Source organism: Sinorhizobium alkalisoli (assembly GCF_008932245.1).
Taxonomy (GTDB): domain Bacteria; phylum Pseudomonadota; class Alphaproteobacteria; order Rhizobiales; family Rhizobiaceae; genus Sinorhizobium; species Sinorhizobium alkalisoli.
Genome location: NZ_CP034909.1, coordinates 957,503 through 981,877, shown reverse-complemented (window position 1 = coordinate 981,877; position 24,375 = coordinate 957,503). Strand labels below are relative to the sequence as shown.

The following is a 24,375-nucleotide window of genomic DNA, read 5'->3' as shown; positions in this document are numbered from 1 at the left end:
TCACAGGTGGAGTAAAAACTAGGAATGCGAACCACTAAACAAGCGCCGCCTGAAAAACCATGAATTTATACTGTAAATCTTGATTGCATGACAATATCATGACATTGTCTGCCACACTCAAATCGATTAAACTCACAAAGTATTACATATTGTAATATTATGTGATGCCCTTGTAAATTGTCATTTCACGACTTGAACTTTAACCATTGCTGGCCCCGATGCAGGGGTGGTCGACTCGATAAGAACTCTATGCCGGCTCCGGGGCGCTACTCCGGGCCCGGCCGAATTATCAAGGAGAAGACAATGGCTGTTTCCGGTGTAAGCGGTACGCAAACTTCGGACAATTCCATTAAGACGATGACGGAAGCCTTTGATAAGGCTATCGAAAAGTCTGCTGAAATCACGAAGGTCACGACTGAAAAGAAGGTCGCCCTCGACGCAGCGAAGCAGCGTCCGAACGGCTAGCATCAGGCCGAGGGGCGGCTTGGCGCCGCCCCTCTCATCTCCGTTGCAAAGACTTGAAATGGACCGGGTCACGCCTTGCACGTGGCGTTACTGTCTTGGCTATAGGGCAAGCGAGGTGAGAGTTCGATGAAATCCAATTTGGTCTTGAGGAATGCCGTAACGGATCTGTCGCTCGACGTTCTCAAGGGCGTTCACAGCGGCGTCTCTTTGCCCTTGGCCAGGGGATCCTATCTGGTCGGTTCCGCTGCGGACTGTGATCTCATGCTGAGCGACCGCGACGTCAGTGAGCACCATGTGCGTCTGCAGCTCGCCGGTTCCGAGGTGATGATCGAGGCAATCGGAGCCGATGTCGTCGTCGACGATACGGCGGTTCCCGTCGGCCATGGCCTCCAGGTCAAGACACCCGTGACGGTTTCGCTGGGGAGCGCGCGCCTTAGCCTTTCCGAACCGGCGCGGGCTTCGTCGGGCAACAAGGTCCACGGCTCCGCGCGCACGACCTGGATGCTGGGCGGCGTCGTGGCTTTCTCGCTTCTCACCATCGCGGCCGTCCAGGCCGGAGTGGCTGACGCCGAAAGACCGCTGTCTGTCGCGAGCTTCAATCAGGAAAGTGTAACGACCGGAGCCGTACCTCCCTCCCCGCCCTCGGCCGAGGATGTGTCCTTAGCCGTTGCGGCAAAGCTGTTGGAGTCAGGATTGCCGGACCTTCGACTGCAGGCGGACGGAACGCGGTTTTCCGTCTCCGGTGCGGTCGATGAAGAGGGCCGCAAGTCGTGGAACGATGTCCAGACCTGGTTCGATCGGACTTACGGCACCAGCTACGTTTTGACGAGCAACGTGGGCGAGGCCGTTGCGAATACCTCGCCGAAATTCAATCTGCAAGCCATTTGGTTCGGCGAAACGCCCTACGCGATCAGCGCCGACGGAACGCGTCTCTACAAGGGCGCCGCGCTCGAGGACGGCTGGTACATCAAGGATATTCGCGACGGCGGCCTGACAGCAGCGCGGCAGGGAGAAGAATTCACGCTTCGCTTCTGACAACTGAGGAAGAGGACGACGGTATGAGCTTGGAGGTCCGCCGACACGACCATCGGAGCCGCGCTCAGTCAAGCGCGGTTTCCATGCGGCCGCATGCGGCTGTCGAGGCACAGTCGCAGGCCTTCGACGCCACGCTCCTGCAATCAGTCCGCCAGGCGAGGAACAAGAGGCAGGCAAGTGGCTCCCGTGCGGGCGCGGCAGCGGAAGGGGCAAGGCTTTCGAGTGCCGGCCTTTTCGATCTATCCCGCTCCCAGGAGATACTGAACTATGTCGTCCGGGAAGTCTTGCCCGGCCTGGACCTCGACGAGGATATCGCGAAGCTCACTGCATCGATGCTGAACGAAGAAATCGAAAGCAGGCGCGATCTTCAGCGCCGCCTCATGCAGGCGCAAGCCACTTGACGCAGCAACGCGCCGACAGCGTCGAATTTCTTCATGCGCTCGGTTCGCTCTACTGTCGCGCCGGACACCATGAGCGCGGCCTTGTCTTCCTGCTGCTTGCGGCAAGAATGGCCCCGGAAGATATCTCGATACTGCATTCCTTGGCCGAAGCATTCATCGCTACGGATGCGGCGACGCGCGCAATCGCCGCCATCACTCGCATCGATGAAATTTCCGGCGATGCCGATCCTGATCTTTCACGTTTGAGAAGCAAGGCACATTGGTTGCGTGGCCGGGAAGATGAAGCGCGTGCTGCGTTCAGGGACTATCTTCAGGCAAGGGTGGCGACATGAGCGCGATCGCCACCGTAAACCAATTCGCCAGAGCCGCCGCTCGACGGTCGGACGTCGTGGTTGCGGCATTGGTGATGCTCGCGATAACGATGATGATCATCCCGCTGCCGACCTATCTTGTAGACGCGCTGATCGGCTTCAACTTCTTCTACAGCCTGCTTATCCTCATCGGCACGTTCTATGTGTCGCGCCCGGTGCAGTTCTCGTCTCTGCCATCAATCATTCTGCTCGGCACGCTGTTTCGCCTTGCCCTTTCGATCACGACAACGCGTCTTATCCTGACTCAGGCCGACGCGGGCCAGATAGTCTCGGCCTTTGGAGATTTCGTAGTCGGGGGTGACGTGCTCGTAGGTCTCGTCGTCTTCCTGATTATCACGGTCGCGCAGTTCGTGGTGATCACCAAGGGCGCCGAGCGCGTGGCCGAGGTCGGAGCGCGCTTTGCCCTCGACGCTATGCCCGGCAAGCAGATGAGCATCGACAATGAAGCCCGTAGCGGCGAGATCGGTCAGCAGGAAGCCCGCCGGAAGCGCGATGAACTCGAGCGCGAGAGTCAATTCTACGGCGCCATGGACGGTGCCATGAAGTTCGTCAAAGGAGATGCGGTCGCAGCCCTGATCATCATCGCGATCAACCTCATCGGTGGCCTAACCATCGGATCTTTTCAACGGGGGCTGACCATCGGCGAAGCGGCACATACCTATTCACTGCTAACCGTTGGCGACGGCCTGATAGCACAGATGCCGGCGTTGATGATGGCGGTGGCCGCCGGTGCCGTGGTCACACGCGTCCCGTCCGGCAGCCGTCCGCAGGACTTGAGCTCGGAAATCCTCGGTCAACTCGGCGCGAGCGATCGCGCACTTGCACTTGCGGCGGCCATCCTCTTCGGATTTGGCCTGGTTCCGGGTTTTCCGTTGCTCGTCTTCTGGTTTCTCGCCGCCGCGGCCGGCCTCCTCGCCTACGCCGCACGCCGGCGAGGCGCTGAGGAGACTGCAGCAGGACCGGCATCGGTGCTGCGCGAGGCGCCGTCGCTGGTGTCCTCCGGCGGTCCCGTCGTCGACCATATCGCAGGCACCCTGCCCGCCAATTCCGGCAAGCTCGGCGGAGCGGCACACAGGATCACGGTGTCGCTTGGAGAGGAGCTTGCCCAGGCGCTTCCGCCCGCCTTGTTCGCCGAACGGGCCGAAGCATCCGCGGCAGCGATCCTTGACGACCTCGGCATTCGCGTTCCGGCGATCGGCCTCCACACGGATCCACGGCAGGAACGGACCGGGCTTCGCATAGCTTTCGAAGGGGTTCCGGTCCTCGAGACCGGGTTGCCGCTCGGCCATGTCATGGTTTGGGACGAAACGGTCGATCTCGACATCATGGCGGTCCCCTATGTTACGCAACCGGACCTCTTGGGACTGAGGCTCGTCTGGGTCGAGAAAACCCGTGCGGCGGCATTGGACGCGGCGGGCGTCGGATACTGCGAAGCGGCCGACGTCATCGTCACGCTCGTCGAACGCGTGTTGCGCCGCTATGCACCGGAGTTCATCGACGCACAGGAGGTGCGTGCCATGCTCGGCAGATTGGAAGAAGCCTATGGCGATCTAATCCGCGAAGTTCTCGAGGCGGTTTCAGCACAGAAGCTTGCCGAAGTGCTGCGAAGGCTGGTCGAGGAGGACGTACCGATCACCAACATGCGGATCATTCTCCAGGCTATTGCCGAGCGCGGTGCGCAAATACAGGGGGTCCAGGCCCTGACCGACAGCGTGCGAGTGAGCCTCGCCCGGCAAATCTGCTTCCGTTTCGCCGACAGCAACAGGATCGTTTCCGCCTATCTCTTGACGCGGCCTCTGGAGGACGAAGTGAGAACCGCGGTGGAGAAGGGTACCGGGCCGGCCGGTGGCGTTCCGGAGCAGTGGGCAGCGCCGATCCTGGACGAAATGAAAAAGCGGCAGGAATTGGCTGATACTCAGCTTCGCACCGCGATCCTGACATCGATCGACATCCGGCGGCACGTCCGAAACCTTCTGGCCCGCCACGATGTCAACGTGGCGGTTCTGTCCTACCAGGAAATCTCCTCGGAATTCAGCGTGCAGTGCCTTGGCTATATCGCGCTCCCGGCGACCGGAGCGGCGGAGCTCGGAGGCGTGCGCGCATGACTTCACGGTGGCCGCCAGGAGACATAGTTGGGTATTGCCTGCGCGGGGGCGCTGGTGAGGGGAACGAATAGGAAATGGAATGCTGAGCTTGCGAAGTTTTCGCGCGATTGCCGCAGGGGAACTGATTACATTCATCCTGATGTTGATGCTTTCGTCCGGCGTTCTCGCGCCGCCGGTGAATGCGCAGGTAAAGGTCGACGCCATCAACGGCCAGGTGCTCGAACTCACCGTTGGACAGGGTCAGATCCTGCGTTTCGACGAACCGGTCGAGTCGGTTTTTCTCGCGGATACGGCAATCGCCGACGTGCGCGTCGTCTCACCGGGCGTGGTCTATATCTACGCAACGAAAATAGGCGACACGAATCTGATTGCCTTGAGCGCCGATCAAAGCACACGCGGCACCGTGCAGGTCCGCGTCAGCGGAAACCCGCGCGCCGCGGAGCAATCGGCTCTAGCGCTACAGCCAACCACTAAAGTCGACATAAGCCTTTTCGGCGGTCAATATGTCGGCACCGGGCAGACCCGCAATGTTGGCGAAGCGATGGACATGGAAAATGTCCTCGAGAGCTACTCCACCCCGGACAAGCCGGCGCTCAACAACACGACGATTGCCGGGACCAACCAGGTCAATATTCGCGTACGCTTTGCCGAAGTCGCCCGCAACGAGCTGACGCGCTTCGGCATCGATTGGAGTGTCTTCGTCAACAGCGGCTCATTCTCCTTCGGCATCGTCCGGACTGGAGGCGCCAGCAATGAGGACGATACCGGCATCTCTATTGGCGCCAGGGGCGATCATGTGAACGTCAACGTGCTGTTGGACGCGCTCCAGGCGAACGGAATATTGACGATTTTGGCGGAGCCGAACATAACCGCCGTCACCGGCCAAACCGCCAGCTTCCTCGCCGGAGGTGAAATTCCGGTGCCGGTGCCAGTCGGTAACGACCAGATCGGTATAGAATACAAGCAGTTCGGCGTCTCGCTCCAGTTCACGCCGACACTCCTGCCAAACAACCGCATCGCGCTGCAGGTGCGCCCGGAAGTCAGCAGCGTTTCCCAGGACAGTGTGGTTTCAATCGGCGGACTTGTGGTGCCGTCCTTGCGAATTCGCCGGGCTGACACGACGGTCGAGGTCGGCAGCGGCCAGACCTTTGCAATTGCAGGTCTATTCCAGCGGCAGGAATCGCAGACGCTGAACAAGACCCCTGTCGTCGGCGACGTCCCGATTCTCGGAGAACTGTTCAAGTCCAAGCGGTTCCAGCGCAACGAGACCGAACTTGTCATCCTGATCACGCCGTATCTGGTCTCGCCAACCTCCGAACGAAAGATGAAAACGCCGCTGGACAGTCCCTCCGGTGCCATTACCTCGCCGCGAAACAAGAACAAGCCCGTCGTCAACAAAGGATACGGCTTTTATGTGGAATGATCGTCCAGAAAGGAGTGGTGCGGTGGAGGCCCGTCTCGTGCTGGCAGTGGCCCTATCGCTCACCGCGGTCGCCTGCAGTGGTTCACATCCACAGCCCTATTCTCCGAACTACAGCTATGTTTCGATGCGCGGGGCACCGGCGAAAGCCGGCATCGTACGCAAGGGCTATGACGAGGCGGAGAGTCAGGTTCTGGTACCCGACGCCTGCATCACCCCCGACACTGCCGATCAGCCGCTCTACCTGCCGTCCGGCTGCGCCAACAACCTCAATCTGCAGTTCATGGCACAGAACCAGGGAGATCTCATCCAGGGCCGCCAGATGGGTCCGGCAATGGCTGCTCCGGTAGCGCGCGCCGCCAAGAACTATCTCGACGGATACAGCGAGGAGGGCCGCAGGCGCCGCGCGGTGACAAACACTACAGGTGAAGAATGACGCCACGTTCCTTCCTACAATTCCGCTTGCATGGGGTCGGCAAAAAGAGGAGCATTGCCGCTCTCATTGCATTGCTTGCACTTTCCTCATGCACGACGACGGCTGCCGAAAAAGAAATGGAGAAATCGTCGAGCGAGCAGACGAAGTTGCTCAGCATTGCTGAGAGCATCGAGGCCAAAGGGGAAAGTGCGACGGCCCTCGCGCTTTTCGAGCGCGCCGCCGACAATGCGCCGAGCGACGTGTCGCTGCGCGTGCGCGTCGGCAATGCGCGCCTTAAGGCTGGCGATGTGGAGGGTGCGGAAGAGGCTTTCCGCACGGCCCTGCAGATAAACCCCAACGACGCGCAGGCGCTGCTCGGGCTGGGTACCGCGCAATTGCGCAAAGGCGAAGCCCAGTCAGCCGCGCGGACCCTCGCCCCGGCGGCGCAGGCGCTGAACTCCGTCGTCGCCTACAATCGACTGGGAACCGCCCTCGTCTTCAGCGGCAATGGCGCGGGGGCAGAAGAGGCCTTTTCCAAAGCCCTGTCGCTCCAACCCGCCAATCTGGACACAACAACCAATCTGGCATTAGCCGAGGCACTTTCGAACGATCTACCACGGGCCGTGACCCATATGAGCAGCGTGGTCGGGTCACCGCTCGCGCAAAAACGGCACTTCCTCAATTATTTGATCGTGCTCGCGATGGCCGGCGAGACGGAGAAGGCACGCGCCTTCGACGTGCCCGACATGTCGGCCAAGCAGAAGAACCAAATTCTGGCGAAAGCTGCGAAATTGCGGTCAATTTCGGATCCTGCCAAGCGCGCTCAGGAGATAGGCCTCTTGGCATCGTCCAAAGATGACGTGACATGAGCGAGACAAGCGAAGAGAAATCCCTTCCGGCTTCTGAGAAGAAGATCCGGGATGCCCGCAAGAAAGGCCAGGTCCTTCACAGCCCGGACATGGTCTCGGGCATCGTCATTCTCTTCTGCACCCTTTATCTCTTCTATGTCGCTCCGCGTCTGCGGGTGAAGATCGACATCTTGCTCGACGAGGCGTCGCATATCTACGAGCGTCCGTTCACGAGTGTCTGGTACCGACTGAGCACTGTCGCTGTCGACGCCCTCTGGACCACGGTGCTGCCCATCCTCGGAATAACGATCGTCGCGGCTCTGGCCACCAATGTCGCGATCACCAGAGGATTCGTATTCTCCGGAAAACCCGTCGAACCGGATTTCAGCCGCATCAATCCGGCGACGGGTTTGAAGCGCCTGACCTCGCTGAAAAGCGTCGTCGAGTTCGGCAAGGCTCTGTTCAAGATCCTGGCGCTTTCGGTTGCCTTTTCCGTGGTCTTCTATGCGGGTCTCAAGGCCTTGTTCCAAGCGCCGACATGCGGCTTCCTGTGCCTGCACGCACTCGCCCTCACCATGCTCAAGACCACGGCCTTTATCGCAATCGCCGCCTTCATCGTCATGGGCACTTTCGATGTCTTTCTGCAACGCTGGTTATTCCTGCGCGAAATGCGCATGACGAAGTCCGAGAGTAAACGTGAGCACAAGGATACGGAAGGCGATCCGCTCATGAGGCAGGAGCGCCGCAAACTCGCGCGCCTGCTCGGCATGAGCAAAACCGGTCTTGCCAATGCCGTACTGTTGATCGGCGACGCGCGGTCGGGAGTGGTCGGGATCCGGTATGTCCGCGGCGAAACACCCGTTCCGCTGATCGTCTGCCGTGCTGCCGGCGCGGCCGGGTCATCGATGCGAGATCAGGCCAGGGAAAAGGGCATTCCGTTGACAGTCGATGCGGCTCTGGCCGCCGATCTCGAAAACACGCCCATCGGGGCACCGGTTCCAGACCGTCTTTTCCAGCAGGTAGCGAATGCCCTGGTAGCCAACGGTTTGATTTGAGCGCCTCAATGTCGATGGAGAGCTTCACATGCCCGATTTGCGAACACTGGCGAGGCGTGTCTTGGGTCCGCTGATCTTGACCGCACTTTCATTGGCGGTGGCCGGTCACGTGTATGCCGAGCAGCCTTCGCCGCCGTTGTTGGACAAGAAAAACAAGCGGGTCTGGATCGAAGGGGGCTACATCGAGTTTCTGATGTCGCTGCCCGCCCACCCGCCGCGACAGTACCGCGAAAAATATCTTTACCGCGAGACAACCGCCTTCGTGCCGAGGCATAGGGTGGCTTATGGCACAGCGGAAGCTCCCGGCACGGTGGTCATCGACACGACCGCATATGCTCTCTATTACATTGAGCCGGGCGGAACGGCCATTCGCTACAGCGTGGGCGTCGGCCGTGAAGGCTATGGCTGGCATGGAACTGAGATGGTGACCGCCAAGCGTTCCTGGCCGGATTGGCGCCCACCCGCAGGCATGCGCGCCCGAAGACCAGACCTGCCCGCTCATATGGTAGGCGGGCCCGACAATCCGCTCGGTGCGCGGGCTCTCTACCTCGGCAACACTCTCTATCGCATCCATGGTTCGAACGAGCCAGAAAGCGTCGGCCGCGCCTCATCGTCAGGCTGCTTTCGCATGTCGAATGAGGACGTCATTGACCTCTATGAAAGGGTGAGGATCGGGGCCAAAGTCGTCGTCCTCTAGTTTCTTGGCAAGTGGTGGAAGCGAGATGCTCCATTTGCCAGTGCACACATGGGGTGGCCGCTCCGCTCACCCTCCGCGATATTGCTCGTCCGTCACATGCTCGAGCCAGTCCACCGCCTTGCCGTCGAGCACTTCCTGGATGGCGATGTGGGTCATCGCGGTCTCGGCGGCGGCGCCGTGCCAGTGTTTCTCGCCCGGCGGAAACCAGACGACGTCGCCGGCGCGGATCTCGCGCAGAGGCCCGCCCCAGCTTTGTGCGAGGCCACGGCCGGCGGTGACGACCAGGGTCTGTCCGAGCGGATGCGTGTGCCATGCTGTGCGCGCGCCGGGCTCGAAGGTCACCGTTACCATGCGGACCCGTGCGGGTGCCGGCGCCTCGATCCCCGGGTCCTGACGCACGGCTCCTCGAAAATACTCGGCCGGGCCGTGCAGCGAGGGCCTTGATCCACATTCATAGATCTCCATCCGGAATTCCCTCCTGGGTGCAATGGCGCATTTTCGTCCTGCGTTCCCGCACGCTATGACCAATCGTCCGCACTTGGAACTCCCTTTTTGGGCGGGGTGGTCGGGCACATCCAAGCTGCGGCCTCCGCCCTGCCCTCACAGCCGATGAATCTCGACCGTCGGGCAGGCTTTGCGGGCAATGTCGCAAAGATGTTCGTGGTGTGTCAGGTAGATCACCTGGCCGACCCGCGCCATCTCCGCCATCAATTCGAAGGCGCGGCCGGCGCGGTTGTCATCGAAGGTCTCCATGATATCGTCGGCGATGAAGGGCAGCGTCTCGCGGGCCGCCGCGACCTCGTGGTAGCCGGCGATGCGGAGCGCCAGGTAGAGCTGGAAACGGGTGCCTTTCGAGAGGTCGGCTGCGAGCTTCGATCCGCCGTCAGACGGATTGGCAATGAGAAACTCCTGCCCCCTGTCGGCTTGCGTCGAGAGGCCGGAATACTCGCCGCCGCTAATATGCGCGAAAGTGCGCGAGGCGCGCTGCATCATGGCGCTGCGGTGGCGCTCGCGGAACAGCCGGAGGGCGTGCTCGGCGGCCGCCACGCCTGCCCGCAGCCGCAGATAGCCGATCGCCTTGCTCTCGATTTCCAGAAGAAGGGTCCGCTGCCGCTGCTCCAATTCGGCAGCCCTGTCGCCACCCTCCACCTCGGCCAGCGCCCGCTCCTTGCTGCGCACCTCCGCATGTAACTCGCTGACGTCACGGTCAGCCGCATCGATCGCCTCGTCCAGACGTGCCAGTTCGACACCGAGTTCGGCCCGGTCGAGCGCCGCAAGCAGAGCCTCGGCTTCGCCAACCGCGGGTGCGGCGAGACGCGTCATCAGGTCGTCCTCCAGCTCGGCGCATCTTTGCCGGAGCCGCTCCTGCTCGCGCACAGCCTCCAGGCAAAAGGCGGCCACGTCGAGCGACGGACAGCCGAAGAAGTCGAGAACCACCTTTCTGGTCGCGTAATCGAGCCGCTCCTCGTCGCGCAACGCGCTGAGGCTCTCCTCCAGGCGGGCAATGTCGCCGCAGGCCGTAAGGCGCCGGTCCTCCCCCCGCTTTGCCGCGGAGATCCGATCGCGGACGCCGGCAAAACGTGCCAGCACATCGCCGTCGGCGACATGCCCCAAGGCATCGGCGATATCCGCGACCGCCTCGGCGAATGCGGTTTGGTCCCGGCGCATGCTGGCTATGCGATGATCGAGCTCACCCTTCTTCTGCATAAGCTTGTCGAAGTCCTGGAGCGCGGCGAGCACCGGACCGATCTCGTGCGGCAGCGGACGTTTGCGCCTCCGGGCTAGCCAGGTCTCCGCCAGTGCATCGGCCCACTCTTGCTGCCAGTCGCCGATCGCCGCTTGGGCCGCGGCGAAAGCGGCCTCCCGGCTTTCCAGGGCTTCGGACGCCCGCCGGAAGCGGGCAATGGCAGCGCCGCGCGCGGCCGAGGCCGCCTGGGCCTCGGAGAGGAGCCGTTCCGCGAAGGCAAGCAGCTCGTCGAACCGCTCGGGCAGGTTTTCGGCCACGCCGAAGCGTTTCAGTTCGGTTCCCAAACCACACAGCGCCGCATTCTCCTGTTCGGTGGCGCCGTCATGCGCCTGCCGGGCGGACCGCAAATCCGCGCGCAGCTCCAGGGCCGTCGCGCGCGCCGAGAGCCAGGCCTCCAGTTGCGGCAGCATGGTGCCGTTAGGTAAGCCGCACCCCTCTGCGGCAGACGCCACGGCTGCGCTCAGGCATTGCCGCTCCGCGGTCACCGCTTCTTTCTGTGTTTCCAACGCTTGCAGGCGGGCACGCCGTTCAGCGATCGCAAGCGTCAGTCCACGCATTGCGGCCACCCGCTCCGCCTGCGCCAGGCGGAGCGCGCAGGCCGCGTCGTCTGCCTTCAACGCGGTCTCGAAAGCCAAGGCGGTCGCAGCGTCGAGACCGTTGCGGTGGGCCTGCCAGGCAAGATCGCGCCGTCTCCGCAGCTCGCCCGCCGCCGCATCGTCGACGACGGCGCCATCGGCGCCGAGCGCGGCGAGGCGCGCCTCATCTCCGGCCTGCCGCTCGGTCTCGTCCGCGATCCTGTCATCGAGCCGGAGCCGGCGCTCGGACAGGGCCGCGTCTTGCGCCCGCCATGCTTCGATCACGCCGGGCGCCGGAATCGTCAGGGCCGACAAATCGTCGGCGCTGCCGGCGAAAGGCCGCAGGGCGTCCAACACGTCTTCAAGTGCCGTCTCCAGCCGTGCCGCTTCCAGTGCCGCCGTCTGCCGGCGCAGATGGCAGTCGGTCTGGCGTAGGACATGCAAGCGATCGGCAAGCGGGGCCGGATCCGCGGCACTACCCTTCACGTCGGCGAGCTCGCGCTCCGCTTCCTGCCGATCGACCCTCGCACTCTCAGCCTCTTTACCCGTTGCCGTCAGCCTTTCCGAAAGGCTGGCGTGGCGGTGGACCAGTTCCTGGAGCCGCGCCGCGTGCGCGGCCGGCAGCAGGAGCGATGCGGGCTCGCTATTGCCCGCCTCTCCAAGACGGATCAGGCATGCGTCGATTTCCGCAACGGTCCGTGCCAGTTCATCGCGACGGGAGGGCATGTCGCGGGCCGCTGTCAGGTAGCGTGCCTCGAGCGCCGCCTCGCGAAGGGCCTCGAACCGCTCCGAGAGTGCAAGCGCCTGGTCGTCGCGCGGCACCGCCTCGAGCTCCTGCCGACGGCGTTCCAGGTCCTCGTTCAACTGCTGCAGCCTGGCGGCGAGTTCGGCCTCGCGTTTGCGCAGCTTCGGCACCTCGTGCCACCAATCCGCCGGCGGCACCGGCAACGGCTCCCGGCATGCGAGCTCGTCGCGAGCCGTGCGAAGCCGCGCAAGAAGCGGCAGGGCGTCGCGTTTGGCACGGAGCTGGTCCCGGATGACGCGCAGTTCGGCGCGCGTCTCCGCCGCTGCCTCGTGCCGGTCTCGCGCTTTTGCGAGCGCCTTGCGTAGCGCGGTATAGTCGCGGGCATTCACATCGATCGCTTTGCGCTCCGCCTTGAGCGCATCGAGCTCCGCCTTCAGCTCAGCCAGACCATGCTTGCGCCCCTGGGGGCGGAAGAAAGCATCGGCCTCTCCTTTGAGATTCGAGAGCGCCGCGGTGCTGTCCGGCAAGCCGGAGCTTGCGGAAAACAGAAGCGCCCCCAGTTCGCCCTCGCTCTTCAGGATGGCTTCGCCGCCCTCTTCGATGCTCTCGTCGTCGAGCGAGAACATCATGCGATAGGTCTCGCGGTCGACCGCACCGAGCGCGGCGGAAAAGATGTTGTCCGGCAGAGGCTGTTCGTCCGGGCCGACAAGACTGTTGGCGTTGCGCTTGACCCGATAGGCATGGTGGCTGCGGCCGCCGGCCTCGACGAGACCGCCGATCCGCATCGTCTGGTACGGGTGCAGGAAACCGTAGGGGCTCTTGCGGTCGATGCCGAAGAGAAGATCGAGGAAGCCGGAAAAGAGCGTGGATTTGCCCGCCTCGTTCGGTCCGTATACGAGGTGAAAATCCGGTTCGCCGGGCTTTGCGCCGCCGAGGTCCAGGCTCCGCTCGGTAAACTTGCCGTACCGGACGAGGTGCAGCTGATTAAGCCGCATCAGTCGATGCCCTCGCCCGCACCTGCACTACGTCCGTGAAGGTGCGAGAGAACATCGGCACTTCCCGCAAACGCGGCATCGCGCACCAGTTCCTCGAGTCTCTGTTCGTCCGCCGCCAGGAGGGAGCGCAACTCGGCCGGCAGGTGCTGCAGAAGCTCCTCGGCAACGGACTTCATTTCGGAACGAAAGCTGAAGGCGGGCAGAACGTCGCCCTCGACCAGTGCCGCAAGCTCGCCCACCGGATCCGCTCCGACGCGGCCTTCATCGTTTCGGCCTTCGCGGCACAGGATTTCGATTTTCTCGATCCAGCAGCCGCCGAGCGCCGCGGCGAGATTGGCGATCTCCGCCTCCACAAGATCGGCATCGCGCCGCAGGCGCCAGGCGAGCGGCGTCGTTCCGCTGAGGCCTACCCGAACGATAAGGTTGTCCGCCGGCACTTCGTTTCGCAGCAGCGACAGTTGTCGCCCTGCTTCGGCCAGCATAGCGCGCCAGTCGGCAACGCCCGTCAGGTCGACGCGGAGACGCTCGAAAACAGCCGTGCCTATCGGCCGTTCGTCGAGGAACGGGTCGCCATCCTCATCAATCGTGACGAGCGTGACACCCTTCACGCCCGCCTCGTTGATGTCGCGGCCCTGCGGCATTCCGGGCATGACGATGCAAGGGTTCCGGCCGTGCACCTGCCGCTGGTGGATATGGCCGAGGGCCCAGTAATCGAAACCATGCCGCTCAAGATCGGCGAGGCTGCAGGGGGCGTAGGGATCATGTCCCGCAGAGCCGGCAAGACTGGTGTGCAGCATGCCTATGTTGATGGCACCGGCCACCGGAGCCTGGAAGTACGGCAGCAGGCTCTCCGCTGCGTGCGGATCGGCAAAGCTCATGCCGTGGATGTGCACGGGTCTGCCGTCTTCGAGGGTCTTGGCGAGCACCGGCTTGCTGCGTCCGGAAAAGATGTGGGCCGAGGCCGGCAGGGTGAGCTCGCGCGTCACTTGCGATTGCGCGTCGTGATTGCCCCTGATGACGAAGGTGCGGATGCCCGCCTCATCGAGACGGCGAAGTTCCCCGGCAAGAAAAAGCGCCGTGTTCATCGAGGTCTGGGTGCCATCGTAAAGATCCCCCGCGATCAACAGCGCGTCCACGGCCTCCGCGAGGCAGAGATCGACGATCCGGGTCAGCGCATTGCGCGTTGCGTTTCGCACGAGATTGGCGAGCTCGGCATTGCGGAGAGCCAGACTGCGCAAGGGCGAATCAAGATGGAGGTCGGCGGTGTGAACAAATCGGAAGGGCATGGCCGGACCATGGCTTCGGCGCCCATCGCTCGTCAATGGCAGCCGGACGCGACCGCCACCAAACGCACAACATATGCCCGTGTTGCGACCAATTAGCGGTTTCGTAACGCGTTGCTCGGTACTTTCGTCGGGATGCGCAGCCCGCATCGGCAGCACCGGAATGATTCCTGCTTCGGCTTCCGCTCCGTCATGACGATCAAGCGGCGGAAGACACATTGCACCGTCCGCGGATCGTTCCGGAGTGAGACATGTCCCGACTGAAGATATCGCATACGCTGATCGCCCTGTTTGTCCTTGTAGCGGTGATCGTCGCCACACTCGCCGCCGCCTCCATCAACGGCGTTCGCATGATGAACGAGCGAAACGGCGAAATCGCCAAGAGCTGGCTACCGCGCGTTTCGCTGGCGCGTGCGCTCAAGACACAGCTCTCAGACACGCGAACCGTCTTTGCCCGGCACCTGATCTCGCTCACGCCCTTCGAAAAGAAGGGCGCAGAAAAAGCGATCGGTGAGGCCGTCAGCGGCTTCGAGAAGCTCGCCGGCGACTATGCCGCCTTGGTGACGTCGGATGCCGACAGGGCCGCGCTCGACAAGGTGCACGCGGCCTACAAGGCCTATCTCGTAGTCGCCGACGGAATGGTGAAACAGTCGAACGACCTCCAGAACATGAAGGCCCAGCATATCTTCAAGGTCGACATGCGGGTGGAAGGCGAGAAGGTGGATGTGGCAATCAGCGAGTTGCTCGATCAGAACCTTGCCGGGGCCGAAGCTGCCGTCGCCGCCAGCGTCGCAACCCACAAGCTGATCATGACGATCGACTCCATCGTTATCAGCCTTGCAGCAGCGATCGTTCTCGGGTCGATCGCCTATGCCGTTCGTGGCGTCGCCCGCCCGATCCAGATCATCACCCGCTCTATGGCGAAGCTTGCCGAGGGGGATGCGGCAAGCAGCATTCCCTACGGCACCCGCAAGGACGAGATCGGCGAGATGGCGCGCGCTGTCGAGGTCTTCCGCCAGGCGGCGATCACCAATCGGAAGCTCGAGGAAGAGGCCCGCATCCAGCGCGCCGAGGCCGAGGCCGAACGCGAAAGGACGACCCGCGACGCCGAGGCAGCGGCACAGCAGCGCCTCCGAGAAGCCACGGCCGGCCTTGCGAACGGCTTGCAGCGGCTTGCCTCCGGCGATCTGGCCTTCCAGCTCACCGAGCCCTTTGCGCCCGATTTCGAGCAGCTCAGGCACGACCTGAACCAGGCGGTCGCCCAGCTCGCCGAGACGCTCGCGGCCGTTTCAGTCAGCTCAAGCAGCATCGACGGCGGCGCGCGTGAAGTCAGCCACAGCGCCGATGACCTCTCGCGGCGCACGGAACAGCAGGCGGCGTCGCTCGAAGAAACGGCCGCCGCACTCGACGAGATCACCGTCAACGTCGCGAACTCCTCCAAGCGCACCAACGAAGCCCGGACGATCGCCGCCCAGGCGAACGAGAGCGCTCACAAGTCCGGCGCGATCGTTTCCGGAGCAATCGATGCCATGGGCCGCATTGAGCATTCCTCCAGCCAGATCTCGAATATCATCGGCGTCATCGACGAGATCGCCTTCCAGACGAACCTCCTGGCGCTCAATGCCGGCGTCGAAGCCGCGCGTGCCGGCGAAGCCGGCAAGGGTTTCGCGGTGGTCGCGCAGGAGGTGCGCGAGCTCGCACAGCGTTCGGCCAATGCCGCCAAGGAGATCAAGGAACTGATCCGCAATTCGGCGAGCGAAGTCGAAAGCGGCGTCCGGCTCGTGCGCGAAACGGGCGAGGCCTTGCGCACCATAGAAGGCTTCATCGTAACCATCAACGAACATATGGATGCCATCGCCGTTTCGGCCCGGGAGCAGTCCGCCGGGCTTTCGGAGGTAAACACCGCCGTCAATCAGATGGACCAGGTTACGCAACAGAACGCCGCAATGGTCGAAGAGGCCAATGCCGCGAGCGCAACGTTGGCGCAGGAGGCCAGCCGCCTGCACGACCTGATCGGCCGCTTCACACTGGCCGAAATCGCAGGTCATGGCTACGGGTCGCGTCCCGCCGCATAGCAGACCGCAGCGGCTTACCTCCCATATCGGCAACGGCCCCGCAGGCGGGGCCGTTGCTTTTGCAACTGCCGGTGTTCTCCTTAAGAATTACCGGGTTTTTGTCGACAAGCATGGCGATTGTCACTATCAATAGGGTTGCTGCCATTTGACATGGCCCCTCAACATACAACCATGATGGTCATGAAGAACACATTCGAAGTTTCCGACAAGCTGTTCGAGCTCTATCATCGCATTCATCGTCTGGTGAACGAGTCGATGACGGAGGAAGGCGTCTCGCTTGCCCGAAGCAAGTTCCTGTTCTTCCTGAGCAAACTCGGGCCCTGCCGATCGACCGACATCGCCTGCGCCCTGAATTTCGCGCCGCGCACCGTCACCGAGGCGATCGACGGCCTGGAGCGCGACCGGCTGGTGATGCGCAAGCCCGACCCGGAAGACCGCCGCGCCAAGATCGTTTCCATCACCGATACGGGCCGGGCCGTGCTCGAGGCGGCGGAGCATCCGCGCAAGCAGTTGCTTGAGGAAATCTTCTCAGCACTCGACGACGATCAACTCGACCAACTCTTCGAGATCGTCAGCAAGCTCGTCGTGAAGACCGACGAGATCCGCAAGCGCAAGGAAGCGGCGGAGGATCAGGAGATCGCCGCCGCGCGGTGAACGCGGCATGTTCGCTTAATCCGAGCATGGCGCCATAGGTGCGTTCACGAATCGGAAGAGGCCGGGACGTCATGTCCCGGCCTCTTTCGTTTCTCCCGAGCTGACGCTTACATCGCGTCGATGGCACCGATGGAGAAGAACAGGGTTTCGCCCGAGGAGTCGTCGACGCCATCATTGTCCGTCACGACATAGCCGTTGCCGGCCGCATCGATCGCGAAACCCTCGACCTTGTCGACCACATAGCCATTCAGCGCCTTCAAGTCCGGAATGAGATCGCGCACCTCTTCCTTCCTCACCACCGGCAATTCGCCGCCGAGTGCCGCAGGCTTCAAGTCGGCGAGGGGAACACGGTAGAGCTTCTTGATCTTCGCCGCTTCGCCGATCAGATTGTCGCGCTCGATGACATAGGCGTATTCGCCATGGAGGGCGATTTCCGAGAGACCGACCCAGCCTTCCTCGGACTTGTTGAGCGGGTAGCGCACGGCACCCCACTCCTTGGTTGCCGGCTTATAGGAGACGAGCTTGACGAAGCCTTCTTCGTCATCCTTCCACTCGCGCTGGACCGCCATCCAGAGCGTCTGGTCGTCACTTTTGCCGAGGGCCGCAATCCCTTCGAAGCCGAAGCGAATCTCATTGGCACGCAGTTCCTCCGGAAGCGCGATCTCCTGCTTGATCTCGCCCTTCTTGTTCACATGGAGAATCGCATGGCTGTAATGCTTGTCTGAATTGCCTTCGGAGGCAAGCCAGAAGCCGCCCTCTCCATCGTTGGCGATGGCTTCGATATCGAGCTTCTGGGCGGGTGCGCCGTCCCGGGTGATCGGTCGTGCTTCGGTGATCACCGCCGGCTTCTGCGTGGCGTCGATCGTGAAGATCGTCGGCTGCGACGAGTAGAAGGAATCATTGACCGCGTACAGGAAGCCCGGCTTGTCCGCGGCGGGGGCAAGGCCCGAGAGCGCACTGAAGCCGATCGGCAGGCCGTCCCTTTCCGCGGAGCGTATCTGCGGATAGGCGGCTTCGCCTTCCCCGCGCTCGTAAATCATGACATGCGCCCGGGCGCCGCCATCCTCGATGAGGTCGAGCTCGTTGGCGGTCGCCAGCAGATTGCGGCCCGGTATGGCAATGACGCCCTCGGGCGAGATGCCGGACGGCAGAAGTTGGAGAAGTTCAGGCTCAGCCCCGGTATCCTTGTAGACACCGGCGATCGAAGCGCGTTCCGAAAGCACGAAGAAGAGGTCGTCGTCGCCGAAATGCGCCGCTTCGAGGCCTTCCGGTTCGACACCCTTGGCCGACGAGCGCTTCTCCGGATAGTGGCCGATCGAGGCGATCGCATATTCGAAGCTCGGGCCAGATTCAAAGAGCACCTTGCCCGTTGTGTCGAAGATCGTGAAGCCGCGGGCGCCGCCCTCGTAGTCACCCTCATTGGCCACCACGATCCGCTCGTCGTCGAGCCACTTCACCGCATCCGGCTCGCGCTTGCGGCCGGCCTGCTCACCCGTGAATGAGATTGCGCCGTCACGCTTGGTGTCGATGTTCTTGAGATCGACGGCTCCGGCGGAGAAATGCGTCTTCACCGTGCCGGACTTGCCGTCGAGGATGACGATATGATTGTTCTCCTGCAGCGTCAGCGCAATCTCGTCCTTGCTGTTGAAGGCGACGAATTCCGGTTCCGGATCATCACCGGCAATCTCCGCGAGGCCGATCAGCGCCACGTGTTTGATCGTCGCGCAGTCCGCAACCCCGTCCTTCAGCGACAGGATCACGAGATCGCCCGCCGGCATCTGCGGCATCTGGCCATCATTGAATTCCTCGTCGCGCTCATTCTCGATCGCGACCGCGGCGAGCGTCCCGTCCTTGTTGACCGCCACCGAGTCCGGCTGGCCGCCGAGATCGCAGGTGGCATCCACCTTCTTCGTGGCGACATCGACCACGGCAAGCAGGCCGGAGGGATTGGTGAAGCTTTCGCGCGTGTTGACGGCGACGAGCACTTTTGCGCCGGCTGTCGCGACGGATGTCGGCTCACCATCGAAGGCGACGATGCCGCCGGCCTTCGGCGCCTTGGCATCGGCAATGTCGATGAAGCCGATGCGCTTGCCGGGGCTGTCGGAATAGATGAGGGTGTTGCCGTCCTCGCTCGCCGTGATGATTTCCGCCGAGGTGGGCGCCTTCCGCTCGGCACCCTCGGGGAGATTGTCGGCAACGGGAAAGGATGCGATGCGATTGAAGACCTGTTCGGCCTGAACGGCGGATGTCGTGGATGCGGCAAGGGCTGCGGCCAATGCTGCGGTGATGGAAAATGCTTTCATGTGTCCCTCCTTATCGCGGCGCTCGAGCATTCGCGCCGCTGTGGCATCCGGAATCGGCCGGTTGCCTGACGCCCCGGATGGGAGGTTATTGCAACCGCGCTGTTACAGTCCGATGACAGCGGAGGAAGTTGAAAAGAGGCCCGGCTGGGCCGGGCCTCAAATCGATCTGCCTGCACGCGCTTCGCAAAGCGGCGCAAACGGCAAGGGAACATGAACCTGTCTGGGCCCGCAATCGGCAGCCACCAAGCGTGAATGCCCACCGGCGGTCGCCGGGTTCCGTCGGAACCCGAACCGCCCGATTAGTTGACAGCGTCCTTGAGGCCCTTGCCGGCCGTGAACTTCGGCACGTTGCGAGCCGGGATGTCAACTTCCGCACCTGTGGACGGGTTGCGGCCCTTGGAGGCTTCGCGGCGAGTCACGGAGAAGTTGCCGAAGCCGACGAGGCGGATGTCGCCGCCGTTCTTCAGTTCGCGCTGGATGGTCTCAAAAACTGCATCAACTGCAGAAGACGCATCGGCCTTGGAAAGACCGGCCTTCTCGGCGACAGCAGACACGAGCTCATTTTTGTTCATGTTTCCACCCCTTTCATACTGGTTCGAAACGACTGTGTTCTTAAGCCGGGGCGGCATGTGCATCACCCACGTCTTGCCATTCCCAATTGCGCCTAATCCCTTGGATTGCAAGGCTTGCAGGCTGCTTTACAACAAAAAAGACCGGCGAAATGCCGGTCTTTTTTGATTTTTTGGTCAAACTGCGCCACCCGGGACACACTCCCGTGCCGCTTCGACGTCTTCAGTGGGCGATCGACGCCCCCGCCTCGTCTTGCGAATCGACCGGAGTAATCGAAGCTGCCTCGTTCGACGCATCCCATTCGATCGGCTCAGGGCGCCCGGTCAGAGCGTGTTCAAGCACCTCTCCCATCCGCGACACCGGGATGATTTCAAGGCTGTTCTTCACGTTGTCCGGGATCTCGGCGAGGTCCTTGGCGTTCTCTTCAGGGATCAACACCTTCTTGATGCCGCCGCGCAGAGCCGCCAACAGCTTCTCCTTGAGGCCCCCGATTGGCAGGACGCGACCACGCAGCGTGATCTCGCCGGTCATCGCCACATCCTTGGAGATCGGGATGCCGGTCATGACCGAGACGATTGCCGTCGCCATAGCGACACCTGCCGACGGACCATCCTTCGGCGTCGCGCCTTCCGGCACATGGACGTGGATGTCGCGTTTGTCGAAGAGCGGCGGCTCGATGCCGAAATCGATCGCGCGCGAGCGGACATAGGATGCCGCCGCCGAAATCGATTCCTTCATGACCTCACGCAAGTTGCCGGTGACCGTCATGCGGCCCTTGCCCGGCATCATCACGCCTTCGATCGTCAAAAGCTCGCCGCCGACCTCGGTCCAGGCGAGACCGGTGACCACGCCGACCTGATCGTCGCGCTCGGCCTCGCCGTGGCGATAGCGCGGCACGCCAAGATAGTCGTGGACGTTTGCCGCCGTCACCTCGACCTTATTGGTCCTGCCCTTGAGGATCTCGGTCACCGCCTTGCGCGCAAGCTTCATCAGCTCGCGCTCAAAGTTGCGGACACCCGCCTCCCGCGTATAGGTCTGGATAACCGCCATCAGTGCGCCATCCGTGACGGAGAACTCGTTAGGCTGCAGCGCGTGATCGCGGATCGCCTTCGGCAGCAGGTGCCGCTTGGCGATCTCCAGCTTTTCCTCTTCGGTGTAGCCGGCGATGCGGATGACTTCCATGCGGTCCATCAACGGCGGCGGAATGTTCAGCGTGTTCGCCGTGGTGATGAACATCACGTTCGACAGGTCGTATTCGACCTCGAGATAGTGATCCATGAAGGTCGAGTTCTGTTCCGGATCGAGCACTTCCAGCAGCGCCGAAGACGGATCACCGCGGAAGTCCTGGCCCATCTTGTCGATCTCGTCGAGCAGGAACAGCGGGTTCGACTTCTTGGCCTTCTTCATCGACTGCACGACCTTGCCGGGCATGGAGCCAATATAAGTCCGACGGTGACCGCGAATTTCGGCTTCGTCGCGCACCCCGCCGAGGGCCATGCGGATATATTCGCGGCCGGTGGCCTTGGCGATCGACTTGGCAAGCGAGGTCTTACCGACGCCCGGAGGGCCGACAAGGCACAGGATAGGGCCCTTGATCTTCGCGGAACGGGCCTGCACAGCCAGATATTCGACGATGCGCTCCTTGACCTTGTCGAGACCGAAATGATCGGTGTCTAGCACCTTCTCGGCGTGATTGAGGTCGGTCTTGATCTTGGACTTCTTGCCCCAGGGCAGGCCCAAGAGCCAGTCCAGATAGTTTCGCACGACCGTCGCTTCCGCGGACATCGGGCTCATCTGGCGCAGTTTCTTCAACTCCGCGTCAGCCTTCTCGCGCGCTTCCTTGGAAAGCTTGGTCTTGGAGATGCGCTCTTCGATTTCGGCCATTTCGTCGCGGCCGTCCTCACTGTCGCCCAGTTCCTTCTGGATCGCCTTCATCTGCTCGTTGAGATAGTATTCGCGCTGCGTTTTCTCCATCTGGCGCTTGACGCGCGAGCGGATGCGCTTCTCGACCTGCAGCACGGAGATCTCGCCTTCCATGAAGCCGAGTGCCTTTTCGAGCCGCATCTTGACGCTGGTCGTCTCCAGCATCTCCTGCTTCTCGACAATCTTGATCGAGAGGTGCGAGGCCACCGTGTCGGCGAGCTTCGAGTAGTCGTCGATCTGGCTTGCGACGCCGACGACTTCCGGAGAAATCTTCTTGTTCAGCTTCACGTAGCTTTCGAATTCCGACACGACCGAGCGGCTCAGCGCCTCGATCTCGACCGGATCTTCTTCCGGTTCGTGGAGCACATGCGCCACCGCTTCGTAGAAATCGTCGCGCTCCGTATAGCGATCGATCTCAGCGCGCGCGCGCCCTTCGACGAGGACCTTCACGGTACCGTCGGGTAGTTTCAACAGTTGCAGGACATTGGCGACCGTTCCCACCTTGTAGATCGCGGAAGGTTCCGGGTCGTCGTCCGTCGCGTTGATCTGGGTCGCCAGCATGATCTGCTTGTCGGTACCCATGACTTCTTCGAGCGCGCGGATCGATTTTTCGCGACCGACGAAGAGCGGCACGATCATGTGCGGGAATACCACGATGTCACGCAGCGGCAGAACCGGATAGGTCGCGCTTTCAGTCGCCGGAGACGTTTTGTTCGTCATGTCATTTCCTTTCCGTCCCGATTTCGGGCCCGTTCCCGGGAGCCTTGGCAGCACTCCCGGCCATCACATTGTCCACGTGAAAGTGGAGTGCGGAAGATGCCTTTTCAAGCCCAGGTGCAATCTCGCTTCCATGAGAATTCCGCCCTACGCTGAAATGCTGTTGCGGACCTTACGACACGGGGACCGGTGCACTGCAACCGGCTTCATTGAATCGTCACATCATCGCGTCGTCGTGGAGGTTTAGCAATAATCGTTTCGCTTGACGACAATGATTTTGCGCCCGAAATTGTTCAAAAATGGGGAGAAAACACGCCAAAAATCAGAAATGGGCCTCGGCGCGGGGTGATCTCGGCCCCGGTTCGGCCAACCTGGCGCTCGGTCATGAATCTCGTGAAGAAGCCCGCACATGCGGGCTTTTCAGTGACGGGAGCAACGCCGTCAAGCCGAGACGTTGGTCTTTTCCTCGGAGCGGTCCGAATAGATGTAGAGCGGCCGCGCCGTGCCCTTGACGACCTCGTCCGAAATGACGACCTCGCGAACGCCCTCGAGCGTCGGCAACTCGAACATGGTGTCGAGCAGGATCTTCTCCATGATTGAACGCAGGCCGCGGGCGCCGGTCTTGCGGACGATCGCCCGCCGGGCGATTTCCCTGAGCGCGTCCTCGTGGAAGGTCAGTTCGACGTCTTCCATCTCGAACAGCCGCTGGTACTGCTTCACGAGCGCGTTCTTCGGCTCCGACAGGATCTGGATCAGAGCGTCCTCGTCGAGGTCCTCAAGCGTCGCCAGCACCGGCAGACGGCCGATGAATTCCGGAATGAGGCCGAACTTGACCAGATCTTCCGGCTCCAGGTCACGCAGGACCTCGCCCACGCGGCGGTCTTCCGGCGCACGAACGGTGGCCCCGAAGCCGATCGAGGTCTTTTCACCGCGGGCGGAAATGATCTTGTCGAGACCAGCAAAGGCACCGCCGCAGATGAAGAGGATGTTGGTCGTATCCACCTGCAGGAATTCCTGCTGCGGGTGCTTGCGGCCGCCCTGCGGCGGCACCGAGGCAACGGTGCCTTCCATGATCTTGAGCAACGCCTGCTGCACGCCCTCGCCCGAGACGTCGCGGGTGATCGACGGGTTGTCAGACTTGCGAGAGATCTTGTCGACCTCGTCGATGTAGACGATGCCGCGCTGCGCGCGCTCGACATTGTAGTCGGCAGCCTGGAGCAGCTTCAGGATGATGTTCTCGACGTCCTCGCCGACATAGCCGGCTTCGGTCAGGGTCGTGGCGTCGGCCATGGTGAAGGGAACGTCGATGATCCGGGCCAGCGTCTGCGCCAGATAGGTCTTGCCGCAACCGGTCGGCCCGACGAGCATGATGTTCGACTTTGCCAACTCGACGTCGCTGCTCTTGGCAGCATGCGCAAGGCGCTTGTAATGGTTGTGCACGGCAACCGACAGGATCCGCTTGGCCTGCTGCTGGCCGATGACATACTCGTCGAGGACCTTGATGATCTCCTGGGGGGTCGGCACGCCATCGCGAGACTTGACCATCGAGGTCTTGTTCTCTTCGCGGATGATGTCCATGCAGAGTTCCACGCATTCATCGCAGATGAATACGGTGGGTCCGGCAATCAGTTTGCGAACTTCATGCTGGCTCTTGCCGCAAAACGAACAATAGAGGGTATTTTTCGAGTCACCGCCGTTGCTACCGCTGACCTTGCTCATTTTCACTTCCTTCCAGCACGCCGGACACCTTCGGAAAGATATCACGGACTACTCAAATCGCCTTGCGCGAGCCCTCATCGCCCGCACGACGTCCCCGGGGAGTACACACCGTTCAGGCAAACTGCCCGACCTTCGGCTGCAACGAGTCTCCCCACTCATAACGCTGCACCTAGAAACCTGCAGCGCTCGCGCGTCTTATCAAACACGCAAAGGCCGATGTAGCACCTTCGATTGCCGCATGTCTTTCGCCCTTTAAT

19 protein-coding genes are annotated in these 24,375 nt (G+C 62.1%); 12 read left to right on the top strand and 7 right to left on the bottom strand.

Features of this window, described 5'->3' with window-relative positions; genetic code table 11:
• The first annotated feature begins 303 nt into the window (after positions 1-303).
• The 10 genes from EKH55_RS29325 (at position 304) to EKH55_RS04800 (ending at position 8,812) form a co-directional block, all read left to right on the top strand.
• Positions 304-465, top strand: coding sequence for a hypothetical protein (locus EKH55_RS29325; RefSeq protein WP_165614753.1), 162 nt, complete (start codon positions 304-306; stop codon positions 463-465).
• A gap of 126 nt (positions 466-591) precedes the next feature.
• Positions 592-1,500: a SctD/MshK family protein gene (locus EKH55_RS04840; RefSeq protein WP_069460724.1), complete on the top strand. Its 909-nt coding sequence runs from the start codon at positions 592-594 to the stop codon at positions 1,498-1,500.
• Between the two features lie 23 nt (positions 1,501-1,523).
• Complete coding sequence (locus EKH55_RS04835; protein WP_069460723.1) at positions 1,524-1,901, top strand: hypothetical protein; 378 nt, start codon at positions 1,524-1,526, stop codon at positions 1,899-1,901.
• Positions 1,902-2,008: 107 nt separating this feature from the next.
• Complete coding sequence (locus EKH55_RS04830) at positions 2,009-2,233, top strand: hypothetical protein (RefSeq protein ID WP_225190716.1); 225 nt, start codon at positions 2,009-2,011, stop codon at positions 2,231-2,233.
• Positions 2,230-4,377, top strand: a complete 2,148-nt coding sequence (sctV, locus tag EKH55_RS04825; RefSeq protein ID WP_151611099.1) for a type III secretion system export apparatus subunit SctV — start codon at positions 2,230-2,232, stop codon at positions 4,375-4,377. The genes EKH55_RS04830 and sctV overlap by 4 nt, the downstream gene beginning before the upstream one ends.
• 79 nt (positions 4,378-4,456) lie before the next feature.
• Entirely contained in the window at positions 4,457-5,800 is a 1,344-nt protein-coding gene (locus tag EKH55_RS04820; RefSeq protein ID WP_151611098.1) for a type II and III secretion system protein family protein, read from the top strand.
• Positions 5,801-5,822: 22 nt separating this feature from the next.
• Positions 5,823-6,233, top strand: coding sequence for a hypothetical protein (locus EKH55_RS04815; RefSeq protein ID WP_225190719.1), 411 nt, complete (start codon positions 5,823-5,825; stop codon positions 6,231-6,233).
• Positions 6,230-7,081 (top strand): tetratricopeptide repeat protein, encoded by an 852-nt coding sequence (locus EKH55_RS04810; protein ID WP_151611097.1) that lies wholly within the window; start codon positions 6,230-6,232, stop codon positions 7,079-7,081. Before EKH55_RS04815 ends, EKH55_RS04810 begins: the two co-directional genes overlap by 4 nt.
• Positions 7,078-8,115 carry an EscU/YscU/HrcU family type III secretion system export apparatus switch protein gene (locus EKH55_RS04805; RefSeq protein ID WP_151611096.1) on the top strand — a complete coding sequence of 346 codons (1,038 nt, stop codon included), beginning with the start codon at positions 7,078-7,080 and terminating at the stop codon, positions 8,113-8,115. Before EKH55_RS04810 ends, EKH55_RS04805 begins: the two co-directional genes overlap by 4 nt.
• A gap of 28 nt (positions 8,116-8,143) precedes the next feature.
• Entirely contained in the window at positions 8,144-8,812 is a 669-nt protein-coding gene (locus EKH55_RS04800; protein WP_069460716.1) for a L,D-transpeptidase, read from the top strand.
• 66 nt (positions 8,813-8,878) lie between these two features.
• Here EKH55_RS04800 and EKH55_RS04795 read toward each other — a convergent pair whose 3' ends face one another.
• The 3 genes from EKH55_RS04795 to EKH55_RS04785 all read right to left on the bottom strand — a co-directional run bounded on the left by EKH55_RS04795 (position 8,879) and on the right by EKH55_RS04785 (position 14,160).
• A complete protein-coding gene (locus tag EKH55_RS04795) occupies positions 8,879-9,277 on the bottom strand; it encodes a (R)-mandelonitrile lyase (protein ID WP_069460715.1) in 399 nt (132 codons plus the stop codon).
• Positions 9,278-9,412: 135 nt separating this feature from the next.
• Positions 9,413-12,874 (bottom strand): ATP-binding protein, encoded by a 3,462-nt coding sequence (locus tag EKH55_RS04790; RefSeq protein WP_151611095.1) that lies wholly within the window; start codon positions 12,872-12,874, stop codon positions 9,413-9,415.
• Complete coding sequence (locus EKH55_RS04785; protein ID WP_069460713.1) at positions 12,874-14,160, bottom strand: metallophosphoesterase family protein; 1,287 nt, start codon at positions 14,158-14,160, stop codon at positions 12,874-12,876. The genes EKH55_RS04790 and EKH55_RS04785 overlap by 1 nt, the downstream gene beginning before the upstream one ends.
• Before the next feature lie 248 nt (positions 14,161-14,408).
• On the opposite strand from EKH55_RS04785, the gene EKH55_RS04780 reads away from it, so the two are divergent.
• Together EKH55_RS04780 and EKH55_RS04775 are read left to right on the top strand one after the other, a co-directional pair.
• On the top strand, positions 14,409-16,232 hold the full coding sequence (locus EKH55_RS04780) for a HAMP domain-containing methyl-accepting chemotaxis protein (RefSeq protein ID WP_192803748.1): 1,824 nt from the start codon (positions 14,409-14,411) through the stop codon (positions 16,230-16,232).
• A gap of 180 nt (positions 16,233-16,412) precedes the next feature.
• Positions 16,413-16,886, top strand: a complete 474-nt coding sequence (locus EKH55_RS04775) for a MarR family winged helix-turn-helix transcriptional regulator (protein WP_069460858.1) — start codon at positions 16,413-16,415, stop codon at positions 16,884-16,886.
• Between the two features lie 107 nt (positions 16,887-16,993).
• Here EKH55_RS04775 and EKH55_RS04770 read toward each other — a convergent pair whose 3' ends face one another.
• From EKH55_RS04770 to clpX, 4 genes are all read right to left on the bottom strand, one after another.
• Complete coding sequence (locus tag EKH55_RS04770) at positions 16,994-19,189, bottom strand: esterase-like activity of phytase family protein (RefSeq protein ID WP_069460711.1); 2,196 nt, start codon at positions 19,187-19,189, stop codon at positions 16,994-16,996.
• 299 nt (positions 19,190-19,488) lie between these two features.
• The gene (hupB, locus tag EKH55_RS04765) at positions 19,489-19,761 is read right to left on the bottom strand and encodes a DNA-binding protein HupB (RefSeq protein WP_069460710.1); all 273 of its coding nucleotides are present in this window, start codon (positions 19,759-19,761) and stop codon (positions 19,489-19,491) included.
• Positions 19,762-19,981: 220 nt separating this feature from the next.
• The gene (gene lon / locus EKH55_RS04760) at positions 19,982-22,402 is read right to left on the bottom strand and encodes an endopeptidase La (RefSeq protein ID WP_069460709.1); all 2,421 of its coding nucleotides are present in this window, start codon (positions 22,400-22,402) and stop codon (positions 19,982-19,984) included.
• 438 nt (positions 22,403-22,840) lie between these two features.
• Positions 22,841-24,118: an ATP-dependent Clp protease ATP-binding subunit ClpX gene (gene clpX / locus EKH55_RS04755; protein WP_018239383.1), complete on the bottom strand. Its 1,278-nt coding sequence runs from the start codon at positions 24,116-24,118 to the stop codon at positions 22,841-22,843.
• Positions 24,119-24,375: the final 257 nt, after the last annotated feature.